This window comes from Chitinophagales bacterium (genome assembly GCA_017303835.1).
Lineage (GTDB): Bacteria > Bacteroidota > Bacteroidia > Chitinophagales > Chitinophagaceae > JAFLBI01.
This window is the reverse complement of sequence record JAFLBI010000002.1, coordinates 26,771-52,848: the sequence shown is the minus strand read 5'-3', so window position 1 is coordinate 52,848 and position 26,078 is coordinate 26,771. Positions and strand designations below refer to the sequence as shown.

The following is a 26,078-nucleotide window of genomic DNA, read 5'->3' as shown; positions in this document are numbered from 1 at the left end:
CGCAAAATTAAAGAGTTCCTGCCACATAGCTTACCAGCACTTTGTAGATAAGCAGCAATGGCAAAATTTCCACGGCGCAAAGGTATAAAGAAAAATGCAGGAAATTCACTTTCAATATGTTACGGAGGTTTCCAGCAGATATAAAATAGCGGTAGAGGAAAAGCAGGATTAGCAATCCACTAGCCAAACCGAGTGCAACATCCTGCATACCGCGTGACGAAAAGCTCATCACCAATACAATTGGCAGAAGCAACACACCAGCTATTTTATTGATCAGAAAAACAACAAATGCATAGGTAGAGGCAGCTTGATCGGCCTGAAAGGCCCAGCCTGTAAAACGCAAAAAGAGAAATTTGATGCTGTAAACACCCATTAAAGTAAGCGCACACAACATGAAAAGCCACCAAAAACCTGCATCCGACCAATGATAATACTGCACCAATAAAGTAATGTAAAGCCCACCAGAAGCAAAGAACAAGATATTCAGGAACAAGGAGGCCAGATTATCCTGAGCCATTTGCTCGCGGGTTTGCTTTTGCCTAAAAGATGCCTGAAATAGTAGGGCAAATAAATTAGAGAAGTACCTGCCAAATGCAACTCGGATGAAAGCTAGTAAAGCAAACAATCCTGTTAACAAATAAAAAAGGCCGTCTTTACCATTACTAATCTTTGGATCATCAATCTTCCACAAAGCAGCTTTTTGAAGCGGTAACAAAGGGTGGATCATCCATTTTGCATATGTGCTCGTGTCTTTAACTGGCAAAACAGGTAACAATTGAGCAAGGCTATCAGCAATACGAATTGAATCTGCAAGGGCCAAAGCGTCTGCCTGCATCGGCATGGTATCTGCAGGCAGTAATGCCTGTTGTGCTTGCACAGAATCTACTTGCAAAGTCGTATCACGCTGAGCATCTGCAATACCAGCGAAAATCAATCCGAAACATAAAAAAAGGATACGCAACATGTGTGCAACAAAAATAAGGTTTCAGCGCATGCAGCCCCAAGCAATCTCATTCAATCCGATCTGGAAGGAACATTACCTTTGATTGAATGGCGGGGATTTATATACATATTCCTTTCTGCAGAAAAGCTTGTCATTATTGCAATTTCCATTTCTCCACATCTACAAAATTGATGGAAGCCATGGTTGATGCAATTTGTAAAGAATTGCATCTGCGGCAAGCATATGTCGAGCATCAGCAAATTGAAACCATTTATTTTGGTGGAGGCACCCCATCACTGGTTCCAGCAGCATTGCTCAGAAAAATACTGGACAAGATTTATCATTGCTTTCAAGTAGCTGATACTGCAGAAATCACACTGGAAGCCAATCCCGATGATATTAATCCACAGGCTTTAGTTAGTTGGCGTGCAATGGGCGTAAATCGGCTAAGTGTAGGAATACAAAGCTTCGATCAGGACGAATTGAGCTGGATGAATCGGGCTCACTCAGCGAGTCAGGCACAGGATTGTATTCCATTAATCAAACAAAGTGGATTCACCAATTTCAGCATTGATCTCATCTATGGCAGCCCCCTGCTGTCAGATGAGCAACTGAGCAAAAACATTGCGATCGCTGTTGATCATCAGGTACCACACATTGCTGCTTATGCCCTAACTGTAGAACCTCAAACAGCTTTAGCACATTTTGTAGAGAAGGGAAAATCAGCTGCAACGGATCCTGAAAAGCAAGTACGACAGTCCAACATATTAATGCAGCAACTGGAAGATGCGGGGTACGAACACTATGAGATCTCCAATTTTGCTAAACCAGGTTTCAGAAGCCAACATAACAGTAGTTACTGGATGGGTAAACACTATTTGGGATTAGGGCCAGGGGCACACTCTTTCAATGGATACAGCAGACAATGGAATATTTCCAACAATAACCTCTATGTGCAATCTATCGAACTAGGAGATATTCCTGCAGAGGTTGAAATGCTGACTGCAACACAACAACTCAACGAATATATCATGACCAGCCTGCGAACGGCCGAGGGTTTATCACTGCAAAAAGCAGGCACTTGGGGTGAACATCAGACAGCAAGAATCATGCGTATGGCTGAGCCCTTTATAAAAGACGGCAGAGTTATACATCAGTCTGATGTATTGATACTCAGCCGCAGCGGAAAGAGCTGGGCCGATGGAATTGCAGCAGCTTTGTTTGAGGACTAGTGAACGTTTTCCAGCGTATTGTCAACCGCTTGCAGCATGGACATTACCACGGGATAAAAATCATGCTTTTGCGGATGTTTGTCTTTCAACTTGGTTGAAAGCTGGTCTAGCACCATAAGCAAGTTGTCTTTAGACACACTCTCCAGCTGCATTTGAGCAGGTTTGTGAATCTCAAAATCACTTTTCAGTAAATCCAAAATGGATACTTCGAGAATTCTCGATAAGTCCCTTACGTGCTTGACTGTCAGTTGGGTATAGTTGTTTTCAATCTTACTATACGCATTCTGAGAAATGTTCATCTGCTTAGCTACATACTCCTGCGTGTAGTTTCTCAACTCCCTGTACTTACGAATAACTGAACCTGGCATAAAGTCCTTTTTTAATGATGAAAAGTCTGCGTCGGCAGGTTTCAGTGGAGGTCAAACAAGGAATACGAAAATATCCCTCTGCTGTAAAAAAACCAAGCTTACACCAAAATTTCCTCAATCATTCTGAATCCTTCCTGGGCGGGCATTTGCTCCCAGAGTATCCGGTAAATGGCTGTCGCAATCGGTATTTCGGCTTGTATCAGCTGGTTTGTATGGTAAATGCATTTACTGGCATTATACCCTTCTGCTACCATATTCATCTCCAGCTGGGCAGACCGAACGGAATACCCCTTCCCGATCATGTTACCAAAAGTGCGGTTACGGCTGTACAAAGAGTAACAGGTAACCAGCAAATCTCCCAGATACACAGATGCAGCATAATTGATAGGCGCCTCCTGCTGTTCTGCTGTGCTGCTTGCTTTACGCAAAAAGCGTACCATTTCATCGGCGGCGTTGGCAATATATACACTCTGAAAGTTATCGCCGTAGTCTAATCCATGGGCAATACCTGCTCCGAGTGCGTAAATATTCTTCAAGACTGCTGCATACTGTACCCCGATAACATCAGAATTAACAACAGTGTTCAAATATTCCGTTCTAAAGTTTGCAGCAATATCCGCAGTTTGCTGAGCATCCTTTCCCGAGAAAGTAAGATAGGAGAGCTTCTCCGCAGCCACTTCTTCCGCATGGCAGGGACCTAATACAGTATAATAATCCTCCAATGGAAATTGAAAGCGGTTGGCCAAAAACTCATGAAGTAATTGATTATGAGTAGGCAACATCCCTTTTATCGCAGAGACTATTTTTTTCCCCTTCAGCTCTTCTGGTTTGATGGCACTGAGGGCATCTTCTGCAAATGCAGATGGTACAGCAACCACCAGCACATCACTATTCTGAACTACGGTAGACAATTGATCATCCAGCGTAATTTGAGCCATGTTGAAATAAGCAGCGTTCAGGTAATGTGGATTATGGCGTCTGCTGCGCATATACTTGATGGAATCACTATTACGCATCCACCAGTGTATGTGATTACCGTTATCTGTGAGAATTTTGGACAGTGCAGTTGCCCAACTTCCACTACCAATCATTCCAAACTGCATGTTGCTGGCATTAGGTTGGCAACAAACATACTAAGTAAGTCCATACAAAAAACAAATCCCGCCGTTGGCGGGATTTGCGCTGAATCATTTGATTTAATCTTTTTTATCCTCGTATAACTTATCCTTTTCTACCACTTTCACCTTATCGCCTTGCTTTAAAAGCTTACTTACTGTGTTATACGGGCCAGTCACTACCTGATCACCTACTTTAATTCCTTCCAGCACCTCAATATAGTTCAGGTCCTGAACAGCAGTCTTCACTTTCAGTTTTTTTACGGTATTGTCTTTCTGCAATACAAATACTACTTCTTCAATATCGTCTTCAGCAGCTTTGTTTTCAGCTGTATTGTTCGACTCAGCTGGCTTATCTGATTTCTTATCATCACCTGCTTTAGGCGCTTCATCTTTTTTGCTACGTGTAGTAACTGCATTCAAAGGCACAGACAACACATTCGCTTTTGTCTTTGTCTGAATATCTGCACTGGCACTCATACCCGGACGGAATGGGAATGATTTGCCTTTGCCCATTAAGTCTGTATAGCTTTCGCGCAGTAAGCGAATATGCACCTTGTAATTGGTTACTTCATTGGTTGTAGCAGCACCGCCAAGAGCAGCACTTGTTTGTGGGTTTGCGATCTTATACACCAAACCTTTGAACTTTCTATTGCTATACGCATCTACTTCTACTAAAGCCGTATCACCAATCTTTACTTTAGGGATATCATTCTCACCAACATCTACACGCACTTCGATACTACGCATATCTGCAATACGCATCATTTCTGTACCAACGTTAAAGCTGTTACCAGCCACGCGCTCACCTTTTTTCACGCTCAGCAATGATACGATACCGCTCATTGGCGCAACGATAACAGTACGACCAACATCCTTATCAGCTCTTGTCAACTGTGCTTGTGCACTTCTTACAGCAGCTTTACTACTATTGATACTTTCCTGTGCTGCAGCATAATTGGCCTTAGCAGAACGATAAGCCTGATCTGCCTGCTCGTATTCTAAGCGTGAAATCACTTTCTCATCAAAAAGCTTTTTCTGTCTGTTGTAGTTAGCTTCAGTTTGATCCAAAGTAGCTTTTAAAGCACCGAGCTGTGCACTCACATTGGCTACCTGCGCCTGCTGCTGAGACACAACAGCAGATGCCTGATCGCGCTGAGAAGCGAGGATGTCTGCAAAGATTCTGGCAACTACCTGACCCTTGGTTACGCTATCACCTTCATTCACGGTTAACTCAACGATTTCACCGCTAACATCAGGGCTCACTTTTACTTCTACTTCAGGGTATACCTTACCGCTGGCATTCACCGTTTCGATAATGGTTCTGTTGGCAGCTTTCTCTACAGAGACCTTGATGCCTTCTTCTTTGCCAATAACACCGGCAGATTTCAATGCAATCAATACGACCACAATGCCTACCAGCGCAATGATTAACCACAATAATTTCTTATTCTTCATGATCCAGTTTTTCTGTTTTGGTTTGTATTAGAGTTTCAATCCCTGGCCTTTGTAAAATTCCAGGAGTTTCATGCGGAATACATAATCGAACTGACTATTCAATAAATCAAGTTTCGCACGCAATAAGTTGTTCTGATTGGTAATCAAATCCAGTGTTGTTGCCAATCCTGATTCATAACGTTTTCTGGCAAAATCATAAGACTTCTGTGCCGTCTCTACGCTTTTCTTTCCAGCATTATAGCGTTGCAACGCAGCGATGGCGGTATTATACGCCTGATAGATATTCTGTTGTAAAGTAAGATCGGCCTGACGAATCGTTGTTTCTTGCAATTTCATGTCCAGCTTGCTACGCTCATAACTCAGTCGGGCGTTACCATTGTTGAAAATGGGTACTGATATACGCACACCAATGTTCTGACCAAAGTTTCTGTCGAGCTGTGTTCCCCAACCATCCCACATCTGCCAAAAAGAACGTTTACCAGAAATAAACTGCACATCCGGAGTTTGAACTACATAATTGGTTCCAGCCACATTCACAAACTGTGCTGTTGGCTTTACCCCAATGATATTGGCACCAGTAACAACCTGACTGGGATTAGCGAAGTTGGTTGATAAACCTGCACCCACACTAATGGTTGGATACATGGCTGCCTTAGCCACTTTCAAATTGCTTTCAGCAGCTTTGAAGCGAAGGTTATTGACTCTTTGCAAAGGCTGCGTTGTTAATGCCAGCTTATACAAACCGGCGGGCTCCAATTCAGCCAGAGGATCAATAGGTATTCTTTCTACAGGCGGAATATCTAAATCAAAAGGTGCTGCCATATCCAGATTCAACAATGCTTTTAACTGCAGAATTGCCTGCTGGTGATTGGCATCAGCATTCACTACTGTTACACTATCTCTTGCCAACTGAGCTTCAAGCTCTGCAGCATTCAATTCTGGCAAAGCACCTACCTGTACACGCAGTTTGGTAAAATCTAACTGAGATTTTGTTTGCTCAACCTGAACACGGGCAATCTCAAATTGCTGCTTGGTAGCCAAGACCTGCAGATAAAATGTGGCCACATTCAATGACACATCATTACCTGCACGCTCAATGTCTACTTTGGCAGCTTCAGCGCCAAACTTAGCAGAAGCATAGCTGTGCTTTAAGCTTCCCCAGCCAAAAACTTGTATCCCTGTAGACAGGTTATAAGAATTCTGAACAAACTGACTGGTGATGAACTGGTTTGTTGTTGGGTCAATTGAACGACCAAAAGACATACCAATATTGCTGTTAAAATTGGCGTTTGGATAGAAAGCCAGTTTTCTGGCCTCAGCCTGCAAAGCAGCGATACGCGCCTGCACATCAGCTTGTTGCACAGAGATGTTGTTCTTTACAGCGTAGTCTACACAGCGGCGGAGATCCCACTTATCACCAGTGGTTTGTGCCTGGGCACCTAGGGCCGCTGCCAGACCCAGCAATAACAAATGTTGCTTACTCATGTTACAAATTTATGACAATGACAATGGGGCGGCCCACAAATTAGACAGGCGGGCACTATACCCAATAAGCGGCATTTGGAGTTATGAAAGGTGATTCATGGCTGAAAAACCCCTTTCCAGGTCTTGAATCAGGTAATCCGCTTCTTCTAAACCTGCATAAAAGCGAATCATTCTATGTTCAGGGTTAGCAGAATTGAAAGCCTCGCGCTCCATCCCCGCCAACTTTGGAATGATTAATGACTCATGACCACCCCAGCTGACCGCCATAAGAATATGTCGCAGCGCTTCACAAAACCTTTCAATCTCCTGCCATGAATTTGCTTTTAGCACAAAAGTCATCAAGCCGCAAGCGCCCTTCATCTGGGCTTTGGCCAATGCGTATTGCGGGAAATCGGGACTAAATGGAAAGATCACCCGCTCAACCTGAGGGTGCTGCTGTAGATAGGTAAGCAGTTGATCTGTTGTTTTGGTGATGCGCTCTAAACGTGCCTGAAGCGTGCGCAACCCTCTGATCAACAACCAAGCATTAAAGGGCTGAATACCTGAACCAATATTCATGTACTCGCTGTTGAATACCCTTTCAATCATTGCCTTACTACCCGATAAAACACCTGCCACTACATCACTATGACCGCTGATATACTTTGTGGCCGATTGCAAAGACAAATCGATGCCCAGTGCACAAGGCTGCTGATACAAAGGCGTACAATAGCTATTATCGCAGATTGTAATAATCCCTTTTGATTTTGCTAACTCAGCAACTGCACGTAAATCCTGTAAATCATAAGTCCAGCTATTAGGCGACTCTAAGTATATCACCGATGTATTGGGCTGAATGGCTGCTTTAAAATTGCTGATATCTGTTCCATCAATATAGCTATGCGTTACACCGAATCTGGGCAGGATTACTTCAAACATGCGTTGCGCCCATGTGTAAGGATTTTTCACACTTAAAATATGATCGCCTGTTTTCACATTGGCTAGTACTGCTGCAAAAATTGCGGCGGCACCACTATTGAACACTAAACAATCTTCTGCTGCATCCAAAGCAGCGAGCTTTTTGCGTAAAATATCGACCGTAGGATTCAATCCCCTACTATATAACCAGGTAGAATATTCATCCTGAAATGCTTTACGCATCGAATCCACAGAAGGGAAAGCAAAATTGGAAGTTTGCACAATGGGTGGCGCAATGGCGCGAAAATAATCTTCCCGCTCCTCACCCAGCTCGTTCAAAATATAGGAGATATCCATATTAGTTTTTTTGACGGCTTCTCGTCAGGAAATACAACAACATAAAGGAAGCCAACACCAGGAAAGCCGTTAATGCAATACGCGGTGTTTGAATCACAATGCTGGTACCCACGAAAAGATACGCGGCAATAAAGATGATGGGTAACAAAGGATACAGCTTCATTTGATAGATACCCGTGCCATCCAAATGCTTGGTACGTTTACGCAAGAAAAAGATGGTTGCCGCAGAAGCTGCCATACCAAAACAATCCAAGAAGATGGAAAAGTTGAGGATCGCTTCAAACTCCTGCGAGAAGAAAAGGATCACAATACAAATAGCCGCAAATGCGGTAAGAGATACTACTAGCACATCCTGTTTACCTGATTTCTTTTGAAAAACTGCAGGCAGTGTACCGTCTTCGCTCATCGCGAACATTACACGAGGATTACTCATCAGCAATACGTTGACGTAAGCGAGTACGGATAAAAACAATAAGCCAGAAAAAACACTAGCCCCAGTTTCACCAAACATTTTCCCGGCAACGATAGAAGCAATTTCTTTTTCCTTACCCAAGCTTTCAAAGCCAATCACTTTATAATAAGCCATATTCACCAACAGGTACAGGCTAATGATGATAGCGATACCAAAGAAGATTCCACGAGGAATATTTTTAGCGGGCTTATCTACTTCATTACCAAAGTTGATTGTCTGCTGATAACCGCCATAAGTAAAGGATACTGCAATCAGACTCATCCCAAATGATTGTATCCAGGAAATATTACCCAGCTCCTTATTCACCATGTCATTAGCGCCAGTAAAATGAATGGAAGGCATAAACAATGCAGCAATCAACATCAGGATCATGCTAATCTTGATTACCATCAATACGGTTTGTGTTTTCGCACTCATGCGTAAGCCCATGAGATTAACTCCGTAAAACACCACGACTGCTCCCGTTGCAATCAACGCTTTGGTTGTATCTGTTGCCGCTTCGCCGAATACAACCTGACTGATATAACCTGATCCAATTAATGCTACACCACTCAGGGATGCTGCGTTGGAAATAAGGATTACACAATTGATGGCGAAAGCGATGGATGGATGATAGGCGTAGGAGAATACACGATAATAACCACCTGTTACAGGGAAACGGCTACCAATCTCCGCATAGGTCAGGGCACCGCATAAAGCAATCAATCCGCCTGCGATCCAAGCTGCAAAAAACACACTGGAATCAATCGCATATTGCGCAGATGTGGCTGCTGTACGAAATATACCCATACCAATGACCAGTCCTACGACGATCATGGTAAAATCGAATAATTGCAGTTTTTTATTGGCTTGCATAGATGAGTCTGAAAGCTAAATGTACTGATTCAAAACAAGCACTTATCAACGTGGCGTGAAGAACTTCGTAAAAAAAATGCCAACCCAACCCTACATTTGTTCCGGATTTGGTTCTGCCGATTCAATCGACAGATTAAAAGGGAAGACCGGTGTGAATCCGGCGCTATCCCCGTAGCTGTAAGTCCAGGCCAGCAATGGCCCTGACCCAAACCACACAATCCACTGTTCAAAAGAATGGGAAGGATGTTTGGGTGACGGACAAGCCAGAAGACCTGCCAGATCCGGCATTATCTTGAGCTTTCGGGAGAAAAGCGATGGATCTGATTCGTCTTACTGCAGAAGCCGTTTCACGTCTGTTACTATCTGATCTGAAAGCTTGTATTCAATCACCAAAAAAGATTGTTTATGAGCATCAAAAACATCTTCACCGCCCTTATGATGGGCACAACCGCTGTTTACGCACAAAAAGACAGCACCATTCATGAATTAAAAGCAGTTACCGTAACTGCTACACGCAGCGCCCAATCCATTCTTAATACACCGAGAAGTGTATCGCTGATCAGCAACAAAGACATTAAAGAGCAGGCTTATCAAAACTTAGCCGACCTGCTGCAAAAAGCAGAAGGCATTTTTGTACCGGGCACATTTCAAGTACCAGGCTCTCTACAAACACTGTTTATTCGCGGTGCAGACAACCGACAAAACCTCATCATGATTGATGGGATTAAATTGAGTGATGCATCAACACCGGATAATGGTTTAGATTTTGCTGAAGTATCGCTTAACAATGTAGATCGTGTGGAAGTGGTGCGTGGCGCGCAAGGAACACTCTATGGCAACTCTGCTGTTGGAGGTGTGGTGAACATCATTACGCGCAAACCAAATAAGCTCGGGCTACATGGCATGCTGAACAACACCATCGGCAGTTTTGGTAAAAACACTTCTTTCTGGAATACACAAGGCGGTATACAATTCGCAGCCAAGAATGGCTTTTATATTCAGGCGGAAGCCACCAATAGCGTAAACAAAGGTTTCAATGGCGTATTACCTCCTGCCACAGGCTTCTTCATCAACCGCCCAAAGAATTTCTTCAAAGCAGATTATGCAGTGAAAACAGGATTTGAAGGAAAAGATTGGGATGCCTATGTATCATGGAGAGGCGTAAGACAAATTGCCGATATCGCGAATGGCGCATTCAGGGATGATGAAAACCATACACTGCGTTTCAATAGAGACTTGTTTACTTATGGATTCAGTAAAAAGCTGAATGAGAAGTTCTTCGTTAAAGTATTTGGAGGTTATACCAAAACTGAACGTAGAGACTTCAATGATTCTTCACTAATCAGCCTCACGCCTATCGCTTACGATAGAACCATTTTTGATGGAACTTACAATGGCGAAAACCTGACAAACGAATTGCAACTGAATTATCAGCAAGGCAAATTGAAATTAGTAGGTGGTGCGGGTTTTGTGCAGGATAAAATGAATGTGCGCACTGATTATGTGAACTATGCATTCAATTTTTCTACCAAAACCAATTATGATACAGTTGGCGCCAAGATGAATACTGCCTTTGCATACATAAATAGCAATTGGCAGGTTGATTTAGGCAAGCAACAATTATTGGTTGAAGGGGGTATCAGAGCAGGCAATAACAATCGTTTTGGCTCATATATCAATTATCAACTCGGTGCATCACTTGTATTCACAGACAATGTGAGCCTTTACGGTAATATCGCATCCGGCTTTACAGCACCTAGCCTCTACCACTCATACGCACCTGAACGAAATTTCACCAGCGGTATCTCACGGGGCAATAAAGACCTGAAAGCAGAACAAAGCCTGAGTAAGGAAATTGGGATCAAAGCATTGGTAGATGATGTGATGCAGTTTCGTTTAGCGATTTATCATAACACAGTGGACAACTACATCGATTACGTCTACTTGTGGAATGGTAGCAAACCCATCAATAGTTTAGGCTTTGCTGATTATAGAGGCGATACTTACCTGAACACTGGCAAGCAAGTGAACAGTGGCTTTGAAACAGGATTAGATATTTTCTTCGGACCAAAATGGACATTCAGCACCAATTTCAGCAATAACGATGGCAAATTATATTTTGACCCATCATACCTAAATGCAGGTAAGACCGCAAACAACCATGTGCAGTTATACAGTAATGGTGCTTTTATTACAGGTAATTTGAATGATCAAACAGTTCGCAGGCCAGCACAAATCGTGAATGCTAGTCTTCGCTACAAACCCAATACAAAGTGGCTGGTGCAGGCAGACATGCGTAGCATTGGCAGCAGACAAGATGTGGCCTATGTAGGAAACCTCGGCCCATTTGGCGCATTGGGCAAGCAGTCAGTAGCAGGTTTTACATTGTTCAATCTTTCTGCCAACTGGAATATTCACCCCAATGCAAGTTTGCAGACTGCTGTTTTCAACCTCTTTAATCAGGAATACCTGGAACTCAATGGCTACCGCACCAGACCCAGAACTGTCAGTGCTACACTGCAACTCCGTTTCTAATCAAACTCCATGAACAAATCATCAACTCCGCATTCGCGGAGTTTTTTGTTTGTATTTTGCGGCCAAAACAAGCTCATGGGAATCAATATTGATGAATTGCTCACCGTAACTTTTACGCTGTTTGCGGTAATTGATATTGTAGGCTCCATTCCTCTGCTCATTTCCTTGAAAGAAAAAATGGGTAGCATCCGCAACTTGCAAGCCACTTTGATCTCAGGTGGATTGATGATTCTCTTTCTCTTTGTAGGGAAACCTTTCCTGAATATACTTGGTGTAGATATCCGCTCCTTTGCGGTTGGTGGCTCTATCGTTATCTTCTTACTCGGATTGGAAATGGTACTTGGTCATGAAATTTTCAAAAGCGATAATGATGCAAAAACTGGCACGGTGGTACCCATCGCATTCCCAATCATTGCAGGTAGCGGTACACTGACCACCATCATGTCTTTAAAAGCCAATTTTGAAGAAGCCTATATTTTATCTGGCATCATTATCAACCTCATCATTGTATACATCGTGCTGAAGTCTTTGAAATGGATTGAGAAATTTCTCGGTCAGGGCGGATTAACCGCTATCAGAAAATTCTTTGGCGTAATTCTACTGGCAATTGCCGTGAAGATATTTGGCAGTAATATTGCCGCCTTTGGAAAGTAAGGCTATTTTTGTTTTACTGGTCTCGTAGTACAATGGATAGTACGCAAGTCTCCGGAACTTGATATCCCAGTTCGATTCTGGGCGAGACTACTTTTTTCAAACGCATCATATCCCAGTCCCGACGCTTCGGTCGGGATGCTGACCATAGCGTCAGCATTCGATTCTGGGCGAGACTACTTTATTTTTTCATTCAAGACATCCCAGTCACATGACGCTTCGGTCGGTGTGTTCCATCCGACGCTTGCGGTCGGAATGCTGACCATGGCGTCAGCATTCGATTCTGGGCGAGACTACTTTACTTTTTTCTATTCATGATATCCCAGTCACACGACGCTTCGGTCGGGATTCTGGCCATAGCTCAGCATTCGATTCTGGGCGAGACTACTTTACTTTTTTCTATTCATGATATCCCAGTCACACGACGCTTCGGTCGGGATTCTGGCCATAGCTCAGCATTCGATTCTGGGCGAGACTATGTACTAGGTACCGTTTGAAAATCACATTCATTGGAGTTTATAGTCAAATTCTTTACTTAAATCATAACGGATTGATTTTGATTGAGTGGAGCGAATAGGGAGAGTTACACTAATTATTTACCTTTGACCAAATGAATGTAAAACATGAATTACAAATTATCATTTCAGGAATTAGCAATCATGCAACAGAGAATCTTATCTGCGCAGCAGCCCACTACCTTAGAAAAAGCAAGGAAGCAAGTGGAAGCTCTCAAAAACCAAAGTTCACAAAAGAAGAAGAAACAGAGAAGCTGATTGAATGGATCACTGATAATCAACTTTGGTTTACCAGCCACGCTGAATCCAGATTTATAGCAAGCGGTGCAGAGCAAAGAGTTTACTTAGATCAAGATGAACGCTATGTGTATAAGCTAAACGATAGTGTTTTCTACCAATTTTGGTCCGAATACTTTCACAGTCTTTTGATGTACCTTACTAATTAACCAAATAAGAACTGCTATTTCTTTGAAAAATGGTTATATCATAATGTTTCTTAAAGTGAATGATGAAAAAAATTGAATTTTTTTTCATACGAGTATTATATATCCCGTTATTTAACGGACTAACTACCCGTTAAACAACGGTAAATTAAGTGAATGAATTCACATTATATTATAAATGTATTTATAAACAACTGTTTTTATTAATAATACAAATTATAATTTATTTAACAGCAAAAACTGAGGAAAAACACAGTTTTTACTGTTACCCCTTCTAGATATTTTCAAATAAAAAAATATGAAATATCTAAAAAGTAAACCCAATCTTTTCCTAACAAGCAATTTTATAATCGCTCTGTTATTTCTTCTTGCATCCTGTGCAAAAAAAATTGAATCAGCCGACACAGTTAATAATCTTACAAACGACATAAATAGTTGGCTACAGAAGCAACGCATTAAAAGTATTTCTGGAAGCAGTAAATCAGATGAGAGTTTAGTTCAAACGACTGAGTCTTCAACTGTAACCACTAATTTATCAGGCTCAAATAAAAACAGGAATATAGATCATCTCCAAAAAGCAATATTTAGAACTAAAGGCAATCTTTTAACCTCTAACAAGAACTATAATATTTATTTTCTTCAAATTCATGATAGCTTAAAAGTTCAGCTAGGTATAACCAATAACTCTGTTTCGAATCTCATTATTATATTCGATAAAAATGATAAACTTCTTTCAGGTTATATATCAGTTTTTTATCCAGAAAAAGAAGAAAGCTTAAATAATATAAGTAGTCTTAGTGTTCAAAAAAATTTGCTGGATATTTTTAATAATAAGAAACCAAGTTTAAATGGAGAATATAAAACATTTGGCCTAGGTTTAAATTTGATTTCAGAGATTAAAGTTAAGGATGGTAAAGTTATTTCCGCGGGATATGTGTCCAATAAGAGCAAAAAAAATACCAATAAAAATTATGAGACAACCACCATTAATTGCACGGATTGGTATCTGATAACCACTTACTATTATAGCGATGGCACATCATTTGAAACAGAAACTTATCTTGGAAGAACATGTACTAATTCCCAGAATCAAGAAGTAGAGAACCCGCAAGACGATCAAGGTGGTGGCGGTGGTGGAGTCGCTTATAACTATTCGATTGATATAAATGATGAATCCGAAGAAGAAGACTTAGGCCCAACTGAACCTGGGTGGACTGATGCTATGCGTGGGATATACTTCCGATTAAAATACAAACATCAAGCAAAAATTACTTATTCAACGACTTTCCTAGGCTATACATATATAGATGGTCTCACGATTTATGACACTACTGTTGAACCTGTTTGGTCAACCTTTACAACTAGTGATCCGAATATAACAGGTACAAGAAAAATAACACTTTTAAATCACTATAACTATCCCATTTATCTTGCTCCACCACTTGTACTGATAAATTGGAGTTGTTCTACCCATGGACTATATCAGAGAAGTGACGGCACAAATTCAACTCAACAGTGGAATCACAGCAGGAGTAGAATGTACTGATATTATTTATATTGAACTAAAATGTTAAAATGAATCAAGAGCCAACTTATTATTCAATTGAGCCCGACCTTCTGAATTTTAAAATAAATACAAATATTCATTTGATCAATATGTTTAGTGATATTGGCGGATTCATTTTAACTCATAATCCAAAAGATATCACTGATATCAAGGAGTGCATACAGTACTTATCACAAAAGCTTGTACCACTTTATGGAGATTTTTTTTCTCCAGTAGAATTGGAAAAGATGGTTGAGATCAAAATGGTGTTCAAATATGTTACGGAGCTTTCAAGATACTCATCGCTATTTTCTTGGGGGTATCTTAAAAAGATTTCAAGCTACTTAAATATGAAAAGCGATGAGCATTACCGAAAAGAACTGATAGGTGAATTGTTATCAGATATTTGTCTACAAAACAAAGCCCTACTTTTGGGGCAGAAAATCGAAAATCATATAGAACAAGGGTCCCTATATGACTATTTAAATGATTTATTAAAAAATAAAATAGTTTTAAGAGAGATTCTAATTGACAAAGAAAAATTATTTTTTAGGTCTGATAGTATAAGGAAGTTGTTATCCCAAGCACCATTTTTTTTTCAACCATCATCTACTGAAAAAAGTCAAGTACATACTGAAGTGTTAGTCAAGATAAATAATAGGATCCAAAGCTTTATTGCATTTCAAAACTATTATCTCAATCATCAGTTTAATGTCCTTCTTTTTAAAAAAATAAAAAAAGAGAATATTTTTAAAAAAATGAGTAGTGATTTAGAAATGAAATTACTAAAGTCTTTTAATAGTGAATACATTGCCTATTTCATTTCTCTAAAAAAAATAAGCCTTATTAATTGTCATGTTACTTATGCTATTGAAAAGAAATTATCACTTAGAGAATTAAAAAAAATAACAGGAAATAATATAATGTTAAGTAAAAGGACCAAAAAAAATACGACAAAAAATCTAAGGCACAGGAACAATAATTCACAACAATACAATAATAACACATTCATAGTAGAGAAGTCATTTAGTCTTGAATCTGAGAGTAGAAATTATCATTTCTTTTCTGGTAATATTTACGATAATAAAGATTTCATACATCTCATACTAACTAATTAGGCTGAAGACTAGTTTAATATGAAATACTGTTGACTTACTTGTCACCTTTAATTATTTTATGAATGGAAATTGTTTTTAAACATAAGAAATGGTTTTATTTAGCTTACAGCCATATCACCACTATTTAACAATAACATAAAATGCGATTGAGATTTACCCTAAATAAACTGCATAAAAAAGTTTTGGCGACCTTTTTTATGCAAGCATTTCTTTGATGGCAGCTGGCATAAAAATTCGCGTAGGCACGCTGCTCATAATCTGTAAATCATCTATTAAACTTGATCGATTTTCCAAGAACCGCAACACTCGCTGCATGGGATTCTTCTGAAAAATAGCGGAGAACACCGCATCACCTGCCATTTGCTTGCGCGTTAACACATGCAATAAAGTACTGTCGTACAAAAGAAACTTCTTATCCTGCAAAGACAATCGTTGATCAGGCGCTTTACCTTTCACCAATTGTGCTGTAATAGCGGCTGTTCTTCGTTGTATGAACTGAAAAGCAAAACCCGAACTTGGCTTGGCTTGTCCACCAGCAACACCTAGATTAATTACCCGTTGCAACCCACTTGAAAAATCTGCATTGGTCATAGGAATGATCCCAAACTCAATATGCTCAATAGTGTATAAATGAATACCTAGTTGGTCGCTGATATAGTTTTTTAAGGCCGTATCGTATGCTGCATCGTCAAGCAACTGTTCTGTAAACAAAGTATACTCAACCAGCGCAGTTGTTGTAGAAGTAGGCAATACATACATAAATGTTGTACCATGCCCCTGCGACACTGTGAAGTCCATAAAAGTAGCGCGGGTTGGATCGAAAACGGGCTCAGCAGTATGAATGACCCAGCCTTTAAAGTGTTGCAACAAATGATGCTTCTTTTGTGCTGTTGCCAGTTGCGCACTTGAAGAACGTAAAACCGAATTGAACACATATTTCGCTTCAATTCTTTCTCCATCCACAATTACAAAAGCCCCAGTAACAGTATCCCCAACATCGGTAATCTTTCCTGTGCGAAGCTCAATATTCGATTTTGATCGCAGTTCATTCAAGCAATAGGCATAATAATCTTCGCCACGAATCATCTTATAGGCATAAGGAGCAATAGAAGCACTCAGATCAATTGTCTTAGAAGCAACTCGGAGTGTAGACCATTGGTGATGTACGATTGACTCAAAAAAACCTTGTCCGGCCTCCCAGAAACACCAGGTTCTATCGTTGCCACGCTGAAAGGAATGATCAATAAGTAATATAGAAGCTTTATTGAGAACAGGATCTTGTACCAATCGCATAGCGAGACTCAATCCTGCGCAACCTGCTCCTGCGATGATATAATCGTATTGCTTTGACAAAGAATTATTGTGCAGCTTGTTTCATCGCTTCATCGCGACGTACTTTATCCCAGTACTTTTTAGCAACAATGAGCATACCGAAACTTTCGCCATCCTCCTTATCAATATGCTTGTGGTGCATTTTATGCGCCCAGCGAATAGCACGTACATAGCGGTTATTGCTGCGCGTGAACCACTTGAAACGTTGGTGAATAATCACATCATGTACCAGAAAATATGCAAAGCCATACATGGCTATACCAAAACCAATTGCAGCCACCCAATACACACCATTTTGTAAACCAAGCATAATGCAGAGCCAGCTTGGGATAGCGAAAATCAGAAAGAAAGCATCGTTCTTTTCAAAAAACTGCCCACGTGGCTGGTGATGGTCTTCATGCAAATACCAAAGAAAGCCATGCATCACGTATTTATGTGTTAACCAGGTGATGCCTTCCATTACCGCAAACGTCAACAATGTCACAAAAACATACCAGAGTATCATAGATAAGTTCTTAAAGTCAGGAAAAACAATGCCTGTATAATTAACAAATGTAGTGCGAATTGGTTGTTACGCTCAGGTTTCAGGTAGCGGAAAGCCACTAATAATAAAAGACTAATCACAAACCAGCAGACATAATTATAGAAAGGAATCTGGGCGTCTTTCCAATTCCAGAAACCCAGTTTCATGGCTACGGGTTCCATAATCCAATCGAAGAAAGTGGCTAATAAAGCGCCATCCAATAAAAGTGAGACAGTTTGCCAGATGCTGCTCTCACTCCATGCATCTGGTCCAACCCGATTTCTTACCCAATCATGCATTAGCTGCATAATGGTACCAGCTGAGAAGACTACCACAAACCAATTCACACCAATTAATAAAGGCACTCCGTTCCATTTAACACCCATCACATCACCATATGCATAATTGCCAAACAATAAGCCAGTATTCACGCCAATCATCTCAGTAATCATACCTGTTGCAAACGCCAAGATTGCGAAAAACCAAAAACGCCAATCCTTATCTTCCTGTACCCAGATTAGCAAAGCCAACATGAGCAATAAGTTCAATGATGTATTCTGTACAAACCAATCTTTATAGGGTGTGAACAGTATACCGATACAGCCGGAAACATGAAAGAGAATGGCTAGAAATAAAGCAAGCTGATATTTCAGTTTCTGCGGAATCAATGTTGTTTCTTTTGACAGTCTTTTGCAGTAATATCCGTTGCAATGGCCGCACTTTGTAAGCAAAGTGGGATACCACCTCCCGGATGCACGGTGCCTCCTGCGAAATAAAGTCCCTTCACTTGCTTACTGAAATTCGGATGACGCATAAAAGCGGCCATACGACTATTGGAACTGGTTCCATATAAGGAACCCATATAAGAACCTGTTTTGGATTCAATGGTTACGGGATCGAGCGTCTCTTCTACCTCAATACATGATGCAATATCTGTTTGCAATAGGCGCGACAGTTTATCGATGACTGCTTGTCTGCATTTAGCTTTCAAAGCCGTCCAGTCTTGTCCCTTATTAGCAGGCACATTCACCATCACAAACCAATTTTCCTTTCCTTTTGGCGCTTGTACACCAGGTTCACATTTGCTGGTAATATTGACATAGACAGTTGGATCATCATGTAGAGACCCATGCTGGAAAATATGCGCAAACTCTTTTGCATAATCTTTAGAGAAAAAGATATTGTGCAAATGCAGTTGCGGAAATTCACGGTTCATTCCCCAGTAAAAAATCAAGGCACTACTGCTGCGCTCTTGTTTGAGTACCCGCTTTGCTGTTGTAGGTTCTTTTAGCAAATATTGATAGGTAAAATAAGCGTCTACATTACTCAATACTGCATCTGCAAAATGATTCTCACCTTTAGCAACAACACCTATTACACGATTGTCTTTTCTGATTATTCTGTCTACACCTGTACCAAAATGAAATTGTACTCCTTTTTTCAAGGCTAACTGATACAACGCATTGGTAATCGCTATCATGCCACCCTCCGGATAGAAAGTACCATCATTATGCTCCAAATGCGGAATCAAGGTCAACATCCCCGGCGCTTTATAAGGATTACTACCATTATACGTAGCATAGCGATTGAATAACTGCACCAAATGTGGTGAGCGAAAACTTTGTTGATTCACCTGGTGCATGGACCGAAACAGGTGTTTAGGTTTTACAGCCGATAATGCACTACGCCAGTTGATTTTGCGCAGGGTTGCACGTTTGTGTAAAGAGTATCGTAAGAAAATTTCTCCAACACGTTCATACAAATTACTGGAGCTGTTCAGGTATTGCGACACATGTTGTGCTGGCTCGCCCAAACGTTGCTCTACTTCTGCCGCAAAAGCGTGCGCATCTGTATATGCATTTAATTCAACACCATCTTCATAAAAATACTTACAAGCAATAGGCAGTTTCTGATAGCGCAGGTATTGCTCGATGGGTTCGCCTGCTTCTGCAAACAACTCATGCAATAAAGCAGGATTGGTGAACAAGCTGGGACCAGCATCAAACTGATAGCCGTTTATTGTAAATGCACTAAGCTTACCACCAGGATAATTATTTCTTTCAAATACATCCACTACAAAACCCTTGCTTGCTAATCGGATAGCCGATGCAAGTCCGGCAACACCGGCACCAATCACTATGGCTTTTTGTGCAGACATCAGGTAAGCTGTTGTGTAAGATAGGCACTAAAATTTGACTGATACCAATGCGCTACTTTAGGAAATGCAATATGAAACCAGGCAGTATATTGCTCAGGCGTATTACTTAAAGCTGTGCTGATTTCATCCATACTTAGGTAAACAGTATCTGCCACTTCCTCGGGATTCAGCTGCATGGTGGAATGGTATAATCCTACAAACACATGGTCAAATTCATGCTCGGTTAAACCATTGTCAAATTCAGCTTTATAAGTAAAATCAAAAATCTTTTGAATAGCGGTTTCAAAGCCTAGCTCCTCACGCAATCTTCTACTGGCAGCAGCATGTGTGGTTTCTTCTGGTCTTGGGTGACTGCAACAGGCATTGGTCCATAAGCCGCCACTATGGTATTTGGTAAATGCTCTTTGTTGTAAGAGCATTTTTCCTTCATGATCAAAAATGAAAACGCTGAATGCACGATGCAGCCTGGCCTCCTCATGTGCCTGCATCTTTTCCATCACCCCACAGGGGCTGTCTTGCTCATCCACCAGTATCACCTGTTCCATGGCGTGAAACTATAAAATATTCAGCTGGCTCCTGATACCGGCTTTGGCCAAAATCACTGCTTTTCCGTAATCGGGAATGCGGATACGCTCTTCCATAATACGCTGCGGCTGCAGCTTCTTGATTTTTTTGAAGAGCGAGAGATAATATTTATACGCAACATACACACCAAAGCGGGCTTTGATGGGCAATTGCAAAATACCTTCATATGCATGATCAAAATCGCGCTGGATATCTGCTTCAATCTGCAGCTTATCCTGCTCAGTAAAGTTTCTGAAATCGCAGCCCGGGAAATACACACGATCCAAGCCCTGATAATCAGCTTTCAGATCGCGCAGGAAATTGACTTTCTGAAACGCAGCCCCTAGACTACGCGCAAAAGGTTTGAGGTATTCGTAAGATTTGGTATCACCATCGCAGAAAATGTACAAGCACATCAGGCCTACTACTTCTGCGCTGCCGTAGATATATTCTTCATATCCGGCACGATCGTATTTTTTCTTACCCAGATCCAGCTCCATACTATAGAGAAAAGCATCAATCAGGGAACGGTCAATATTGTATCTGTTAACAGTAAGCTGAAAGCTATGTAAAATCGGATTCAGACTAATGCCTCTGTCAATGGCTTCGTAAGTGGCATCTTTAAATTCTTTCAGCAATAGTTCTTTATCGTGGTCATGGAATGTATCCACGATTTCATCCGCAAAGCGTACAAAACCATAGATATTGAATACCGGCTGTCGCAGATCTCTATGCAATAGCTTGATAGCAGAGGAAAAACTGGTGCTGTATTGCTCCGTTGTATTCCTGCTGCATGCTTCGCTAACCGCATGAAAAAGGTGCATATTGGTCATAGCCACTATTTATCTATCTTTTATTGCCTGCCGAAGTGTTTGATAACTTGTCCGGCCACCACTTCTCCACTAATCAAACTGGGTGGTACGCCCGGGCCAGGTACGGTTAATTGTCCTGTGTAGAACAAATTAGCCAATTTTTTGCTGCGACAGGCAGGTTTTAAAACAGCTGTTTGCAGTAAAGTGTTCGCTAAACCATAGGCATTTCCTTTAAAGGAATGGTACTCATCCACAAAATCCTGCCTTGCAAAGGATTTATAGTAGATCACATCGCCACTAACTGATTGTCCGATATGGGCTTCCATCCTTTTTAGTATTTGCACAAAATAACGATCCCTCAGTTCATTGGTATCACCCTCCAGCCCTGCTGCCACAGGCACGAGGAAGAATAGGTTTTCATAACCATCAGGTGCTACAGTTGTATCAGTAACAGAAGGTGCACTCACATAAAATAATGGATCTACAGGCCATGATTTTGACACATAGATTTCCTTGCCATGTATATCGAAAGAAGTATCGAAGAACAGGGAGTGGTGCAGCATATTATGCAGCCGTTTTTTTACGCCCACATAATAAATCAATGAGCTAGGTGCCATCACGCGACTTTCCCAATAGCTGTTGGAATATGAGCGATAGGCTTCCGGCAACAATTTAGTTTCTGTATGGTGATAATCCGCACCACTGATCAGCACATCTGCTTCAAACAAACCATCAGCAGTTTGAACTGCAGTGGCTTTTCCTGATTTTACCTGAATGGATTGTACTTCTTGGTTAAAATGAAATTTCACACCAAGCTCCAACGCATTTTGATACATACCATTCACGATTTGGTACATACCGCCACGAGGATACCAAGTACCTCCTTTAATGTCTGCATAGTTCATCAGGCTATACAGTGCCGGTGTTTTTTCGGGCAAAGCCCCGAGAAACAAAACAGGAAATTCCAGTAACTGACGCAGCTTAGGATGCTGGAACAGCTTGCCCACATGGGTTTTGATAGAATTAAACACATCCAAACGAAAAACACCACTAATGAGGTCTGCATCCAAAAATTCTGTGAGCGATTGACCAGGCTTGAAAACCAGTTTATTGATACCTACTTCATATTTATACGCCGCTTCCTGGATGAAACGATCCAGCTGATGCGCTGCGCCTGGTTCGATTGATTCGAACAAGGCTTTCTGTGCTTCGTAGTCTGCAGGAATATCCATAGGACCATCCTGCCAGTAAACTCTATAAGATGGATCTAATCTGTCTAAAGTATAGTAATCACTTACTTGGTGGCCGAACTGAGCAAAATATCTTTCAAATACATCGGGCATCCAGTACCAGCTGGGGCCCATATCGAATGTAAAACCTTCTGCATGGAGTTGACGTGCGCGCCCACCCGGACCAGCATGCTTTTCCAGCACAGTAACATCCCATCCATACTTGGCCATAAATGAAGCAGCGGACAAGCCGGCAAAGCCGCTGCCAATAACGATCAGCTTTTTTTTCACAGGAGTAAGATAAGTGAAACAGGGTTAATAACGCTGTATCTGCTCTTTCAGCAGCTTGCGTGCAAAGTGAATTCTGCTTTTAATAGTACCCAAGGGCTCGCACAACATTTCTGCGATCTCATGGTACTTGTATCCTTCAAAATATAATAAAAATGGATTTCTGAAAATCTCAGGCAAGTCCTGAATGGCTGCCTGAATTTCCTTGATATTGATGCGGGCAACAGCTTCGTTTGAAACCGCACCTGCATTGGTGTTGATCAGAAAATCGTTGGGTGTATTATCAAAAATTGTCTGCTGCTTTGATTTGCGGCGATAATTATTGATAAAGATGTTACGCATGATGGTATACAACCAGGCTTTGATATTGGTACCTACATGGTACTTTTCCTGGTTGGCCAGTGCACGGAACAGGGTCTCCTGCATCAGGTCCTTTGCAGCTTCCTGATCACGTGTCAGGGTAATAGCAAAGGGCTTAAGAAACTCCGTATTGTTCATCAGCATTTGGTTGAATTCGTGCGTAGACATACAGTTATGTTTAATTGTTTACGAAATGAAGTTAAACATTCAAATGTATCTACAGGCATTTTTTGTTTAATTTTTTCATAAAAAAAATAAAACAAAGAGGATCAGCCAGTTACGACTGATCCTCAAAAAGATATATGCTATGAAATGCTTAAAGCGTGGTAATGTACTCCATTACATCGGCCAATGATTTCTTGAAACTGACATTGGCAGGAACCTTCTTTTTATACTGCTGGGTCAACAAACCAGACACGATCAATGGCGTGCTTGAAACCCTTGTACTGATATGTGAAAGGAAGCGCTCAAAGTTGAAATTATGCGCCACAGATGTGAGGTGTGTGTATAGAAACTCAGGCTTCTTCAGCTGAGCTACATACTCTACATCTTTTACTGGCACATTAGCACCAAGGTATAAAACCTTTACGCCTCTACTCTTTAATAAGTAATACATGAAGAGTATACCCAGTTCATGGTGTTCACCTTCTGGTAAAAAGAGCAGAATGGTTTTGTTAATCTGGATATGACTCACGGTACTTTCGATACCTACAATCAATTTCTGACGTATAATATTGGTTACCAGGTGCTCCTGAGCAGGATTTACGTGGTTAGTAATCCAAAGAATCCCAATACGTTCAAGGAATGGGAAGATGATTTGTGTAATGGTGCGTTCGATGCCCTTGGCCATGATATATGTGTCCAAAGAGGACTCGAACTCTTCTAAACGCAGGTCCACCATGTAGTGGATCAAGTCGTTTACAATACGTTCCTGTTGTGCCTGCGCCTGAGACAAGGAGAGAATCTTCTCTTTCATCTCTTCTTCAGACATCTTATCAATATGGGAAATCTTATAACCGTATTTGTTCAGCAGAGCAATATTCAATACCGTCTTCAACTCATCATTGGAATAGTAACGAATATTGGTTTCTGTTCGCTGAGGATTCAGGAACGTGTAACGCTGCTCCCAAATACGGATCGTATGGGCTTTGATGCCTGAGAGGTTTTCTAAATCCTTAATGGTGAACGCGTTCATATCAATAAAACAGAGTAGAAAGAATTTTGTTTAACTATTTTATTCTAATCTTGAATATTCCAGCCTATCAGATTAAAAAAATATACTATTTATAAATTTAAGTTAAACAAATTCATGAATCTGACAAATTAAAAATCCGACCCACACAGCTTTGTTAAACTGTTTAAGTCGGATTCAGTAAATATTTTCTACAAATGCCGTTTTCCTACTTCTTCACCTTTCTTAGATACTCCCCGTAGCCACTCTTGGCATAACGATCGGCCAGTAACAGTAGCTGTGCATGATCGATAAAGCCCATACGGTAGGCAATCTCCTCAATGCAACCTATTTTCTGGCTCTGGCGCTTCTCAATTACGCGAACAAACTCACAAGCATCGCTCAAAGAGTCGAAAGTTCCGGTATCCAACCAAGCAGTACCCCTGTTCATCACTCCAACCTGAAGCTTGCCCCTTCTGAGGTATTCATTGTTCACGTCGGTAATCTCGTACTCACCCCTTGGTGAGGGTTTGATATTGGCAGCAATATCCACTACCTCATTATCATAGAAGTAAAGTCCGGGTACGGCATAATTCGACTTAGGCGCTTTGGGCTTCTCCTCAATACTGATTGCTTTAAACTGCTCGTCAAACTCCACTACACCATAACGCTCAGGATCGTGCACTTCATAAGCAAACACTGCTGCACCTTCCACATCGTTAAAGGATTGAACCAATTTGCTGAAGCCCGCACCATAGAAAATATTGTCACCCAAAATCAGGGCCACTTTATCCTTTCCGATGAAAGGTGCACCAATCACAAAAGCTTGTGCAAGTCCATTAGGCACTTCCTGCACCGCATATTCAAAGCGACAGCCAACATCACTACCATCACCTAGCAGACGCTGGAATTGCGACTGATCTTCCGGTGTTGTGATGATGAGGATTTCTTTGATACCCGCCAACATCAGGATCGACAGCGGATAATAAATCATCGGCTTGTCGTAGATAGGCATCAACTGCTTACTGATAGCCTTTGTGATGGGATACAAACGTGTGCCGGAACCTCCGGCGAGTATAATGCCTTTCATGATTTAGAAATTCAAGGTTTTGATGGCTTCTGCAAAAGAAAGCTGCGTCTTATCTTTTTCAGAAAGGAGTACTGACTCAGCAGGAATCTGCCAATCGATATTGAAAGCAGGATCATTGTACATGATACCGCCCTCTGCATCTTTATTGTAATAGTTATCGCACTTATAGAAGAATACGGCTGTTTCACTCAGCACAGAAAACCCATGCGCAAACCCACGTGGCACAAACAACTGCAGATGATTCTCTTCACTTAATTCAACAGCTAAGTACTGACCAAAGCTGGGGGATTCTTTACGTAAGTCGACCACCACATCCAATACTTTACCATGTAGTACACGCACCAACTTAGCCTGCACATGTTCACCTACCTGATAATGCAGGCCACGCAGTACGCCATAGCCTGATTTAGATTGGTTATCCTGCACAAACTGCACATCGATGCCAGTAAGCTCAGCAAAACGTTGCTGATTAAAGCTCTCAAAGAAATAACCTCGCGCATCACCAAAGACTGTGTCTTTGATTAAATAGCAATCTTTCAATTTCGTCTGTTCTACCTGCAT

General features: G+C 41.2%; 24 protein-coding genes, 1 tRNA gene and 1 riboswitch. Of the genes, 7 read left to right on the top strand and 18 right to left on the bottom strand.

Annotation, left to right across the window (positions count from 1 at the left end; translation table 11 throughout):
- Nucleotides 1–7: 7 nt before the first annotated feature.
- Complete coding sequence (locus tag J0L83_12970; GenBank protein MBN8665487.1) at nt 8–964, bottom strand: DUF4271 domain-containing protein; 957 nt, start codon at nt 962–964, stop codon at nt 8–10.
- An 86-nt stretch (nt 965–1,050) separates the two neighbouring features.
- On the opposite strand from J0L83_12970, the gene hemW reads away from it, so the two are divergent.
- Complete coding sequence (gene hemW / locus J0L83_12965; GenBank protein MBN8665486.1) at nt 1,051–2,175, top strand: radical SAM family heme chaperone HemW; 1,125 nt, start codon at nt 1,051–1,053, stop codon at nt 2,173–2,175.
- Here the strand turns inward: hemW and J0L83_12960 are convergent.
- The 6 genes from J0L83_12960 to J0L83_12935 form a co-directional block, all read right to left on the bottom strand.
- Complete coding sequence (locus J0L83_12960; protein ID MBN8665485.1) at nt 2,172–2,543, bottom strand: helix-turn-helix transcriptional regulator; 372 nt, start codon at nt 2,541–2,543, stop codon at nt 2,172–2,174. The genes hemW and J0L83_12960 overlap by 4 nt on opposite strands.
- A 98-nt stretch (nt 2,544–2,641) precedes the next feature.
- Nucleotides 2,642–3,646 (bottom strand): NAD(P)-binding domain-containing protein, encoded by a 1,005-nt coding sequence (locus tag J0L83_12955; protein MBN8665484.1) that lies wholly within the window; start codon nt 3,644–3,646, stop codon nt 2,642–2,644.
- Between the two features lie 93 nt (nt 3,647–3,739).
- Nucleotides 3,740–5,116, bottom strand: coding sequence for an efflux RND transporter periplasmic adaptor subunit (locus J0L83_12950; GenBank protein ID MBN8665483.1), 1,377 nt, complete (start codon nt 5,114–5,116; stop codon nt 3,740–3,742).
- A 27-nt stretch (nt 5,117–5,143) separates the two neighbouring features.
- The gene (locus J0L83_12945; protein MBN8665482.1) at nt 5,144–6,601 is read right to left on the bottom strand and encodes a TolC family protein; all 1,458 of its coding nucleotides are present in this window, start codon (nt 6,599–6,601) and stop codon (nt 5,144–5,146) included.
- An 81-nt stretch (nt 6,602–6,682) separates the two neighbouring features.
- A complete protein-coding gene (locus J0L83_12940) occupies nt 6,683–7,855 on the bottom strand; it encodes a PLP-dependent transferase (protein ID MBN8665481.1) in 1,173 nt (390 codons plus the stop codon).
- 1 nt (nt 7,856) lies between these two features.
- A complete protein-coding gene (locus J0L83_12935; GenBank protein MBN8665480.1) occupies nt 7,857–9,182 on the bottom strand; it encodes an APC family permease in 1,326 nt (441 codons plus the stop codon).
- A gap of 91 nt (nt 9,183–9,273) precedes the next feature.
- A riboswitch (cobalamin riboswitch) is annotated at nt 9,274–9,477 on the top strand.
- Between the two features lie 110 nt (nt 9,478–9,587).
- On the opposite strand from J0L83_12935, the gene J0L83_12930 reads away from it, so the two are divergent.
- The 6 genes from J0L83_12930 (at nt 9,588) to J0L83_12905 (ending at nt 15,990) form a co-directional block, all read left to right on the top strand.
- Nucleotides 9,588–11,717, top strand: a complete 2,130-nt coding sequence (locus J0L83_12930; protein ID MBN8665479.1) for a TonB-dependent receptor — start codon at nt 9,588–9,590, stop codon at nt 11,715–11,717.
- A 75-nt stretch (nt 11,718–11,792) separates the two neighbouring features.
- Nucleotides 11,793–12,371 carry a MarC family protein gene (locus tag J0L83_12925; GenBank protein MBN8665478.1) on the top strand — a complete coding sequence of 193 codons (579 nt, stop codon included), beginning with the start codon at nt 11,793–11,795 and terminating at the stop codon, nt 12,369–12,371.
- Nucleotides 12,372–12,389: 18 nt separating this feature from the next.
- Nucleotides 12,390–12,461: transfer RNA gene (locus J0L83_12920), tRNA-Arg, on the top strand.
- 517 nt (nt 12,462–12,978) lie between these two features.
- Entirely contained in the window at nt 12,979–13,329 is a 351-nt protein-coding gene (locus J0L83_12915; GenBank protein MBN8665477.1) for a hypothetical protein, read from the top strand.
- A 295-nt stretch (nt 13,330–13,624) separates the two neighbouring features.
- On the top strand, nt 13,625–14,872 hold the full coding sequence (locus J0L83_12910; GenBank protein ID MBN8665476.1) for a hypothetical protein: 1,248 nt from the start codon (nt 13,625–13,627) through the stop codon (nt 14,870–14,872).
- 29 nt (nt 14,873–14,901) lie between these two features.
- A complete protein-coding gene (locus J0L83_12905) occupies nt 14,902–15,990 on the top strand; it encodes a hypothetical protein (protein MBN8665475.1) in 1,089 nt (362 codons plus the stop codon).
- Between the two features lie 195 nt (nt 15,991–16,185).
- On the opposite strand, the gene J0L83_12900 is transcribed toward J0L83_12905, so the two are convergent.
- From J0L83_12900 to rfbC, 11 genes are all read right to left on the bottom strand, one after another.
- Nucleotides 16,186–17,343, bottom strand: a complete 1,158-nt coding sequence (locus J0L83_12900) for a hypothetical protein (protein ID MBN8665474.1) — start codon at nt 17,341–17,343, stop codon at nt 16,186–16,188.
- Nucleotides 17,344–17,347: 4 nt separating this feature from the next.
- Nucleotides 17,348–17,827 carry a sterol desaturase family protein gene (locus J0L83_12895; protein MBN8665473.1) on the bottom strand — a complete coding sequence of 160 codons (480 nt, stop codon included), beginning with the start codon at nt 17,825–17,827 and terminating at the stop codon, nt 17,348–17,350.
- On the bottom strand, nt 17,824–18,513 hold the full coding sequence (locus J0L83_12890) for a carotenoid biosynthesis protein (protein MBN8665472.1): 690 nt from the start codon (nt 18,511–18,513) through the stop codon (nt 17,824–17,826). The genes J0L83_12895 and J0L83_12890 overlap by 4 nt, the downstream gene beginning before the upstream one ends.
- Entirely contained in the window at nt 18,510–20,003 is a 1,494-nt protein-coding gene (crtI, locus tag J0L83_12885; GenBank protein MBN8665471.1) for a phytoene desaturase, read from the bottom strand. The genes J0L83_12890 and crtI (J0L83_12885) overlap by 4 nt, the downstream gene beginning before the upstream one ends.
- Entirely contained in the window at nt 20,003–20,548 is a 546-nt protein-coding gene (gene idi / locus J0L83_12880) for an isopentenyl-diphosphate Delta-isomerase (protein MBN8665470.1), read from the bottom strand. The genes crtI (J0L83_12885) and idi overlap by 1 nt, the downstream gene beginning before the upstream one ends.
- A gap of 9 nt (nt 20,549–20,557) precedes the next feature.
- The gene (locus tag J0L83_12875; protein ID MBN8665469.1) at nt 20,558–21,391 is read right to left on the bottom strand and encodes a phytoene/squalene synthase family protein; all 834 of its coding nucleotides are present in this window, start codon (nt 21,389–21,391) and stop codon (nt 20,558–20,560) included.
- Nucleotides 21,392–21,420: 29 nt separating this feature from the next.
- A complete protein-coding gene (crtI, locus tag J0L83_12870) occupies nt 21,421–22,899 on the bottom strand; it encodes a phytoene desaturase (GenBank protein ID MBN8665468.1) in 1,479 nt (492 codons plus the stop codon).
- Nucleotides 22,900–22,923: 24 nt separating this feature from the next.
- Nucleotides 22,924–23,424 (bottom strand): RNA polymerase sigma factor, encoded by a 501-nt coding sequence (locus J0L83_12865; protein MBN8665467.1) that lies wholly within the window; start codon nt 23,422–23,424, stop codon nt 22,924–22,926.
- Nucleotides 23,425–23,572: 148 nt separating this feature from the next.
- Nucleotides 23,573–24,451 (bottom strand): MerR family transcriptional regulator, encoded by an 879-nt coding sequence (locus J0L83_12860; GenBank protein ID MBN8665466.1) that lies wholly within the window; start codon nt 24,449–24,451, stop codon nt 23,573–23,575.
- A gap of 205 nt (nt 24,452–24,656) precedes the next feature.
- Complete coding sequence (gene rfbA, locus J0L83_12855; protein ID MBN8665465.1) at nt 24,657–25,517, bottom strand: glucose-1-phosphate thymidylyltransferase RfbA; 861 nt, start codon at nt 25,515–25,517, stop codon at nt 24,657–24,659.
- 3 nt (nt 25,518–25,520) lie between these two features.
- On the bottom strand, nt 25,521–26,078 hold the full coding sequence (gene rfbC / locus J0L83_12850; protein ID MBN8665464.1) for a dTDP-4-dehydrorhamnose 3,5-epimerase: 558 nt from the start codon (nt 26,076–26,078) through the stop codon (nt 25,521–25,523).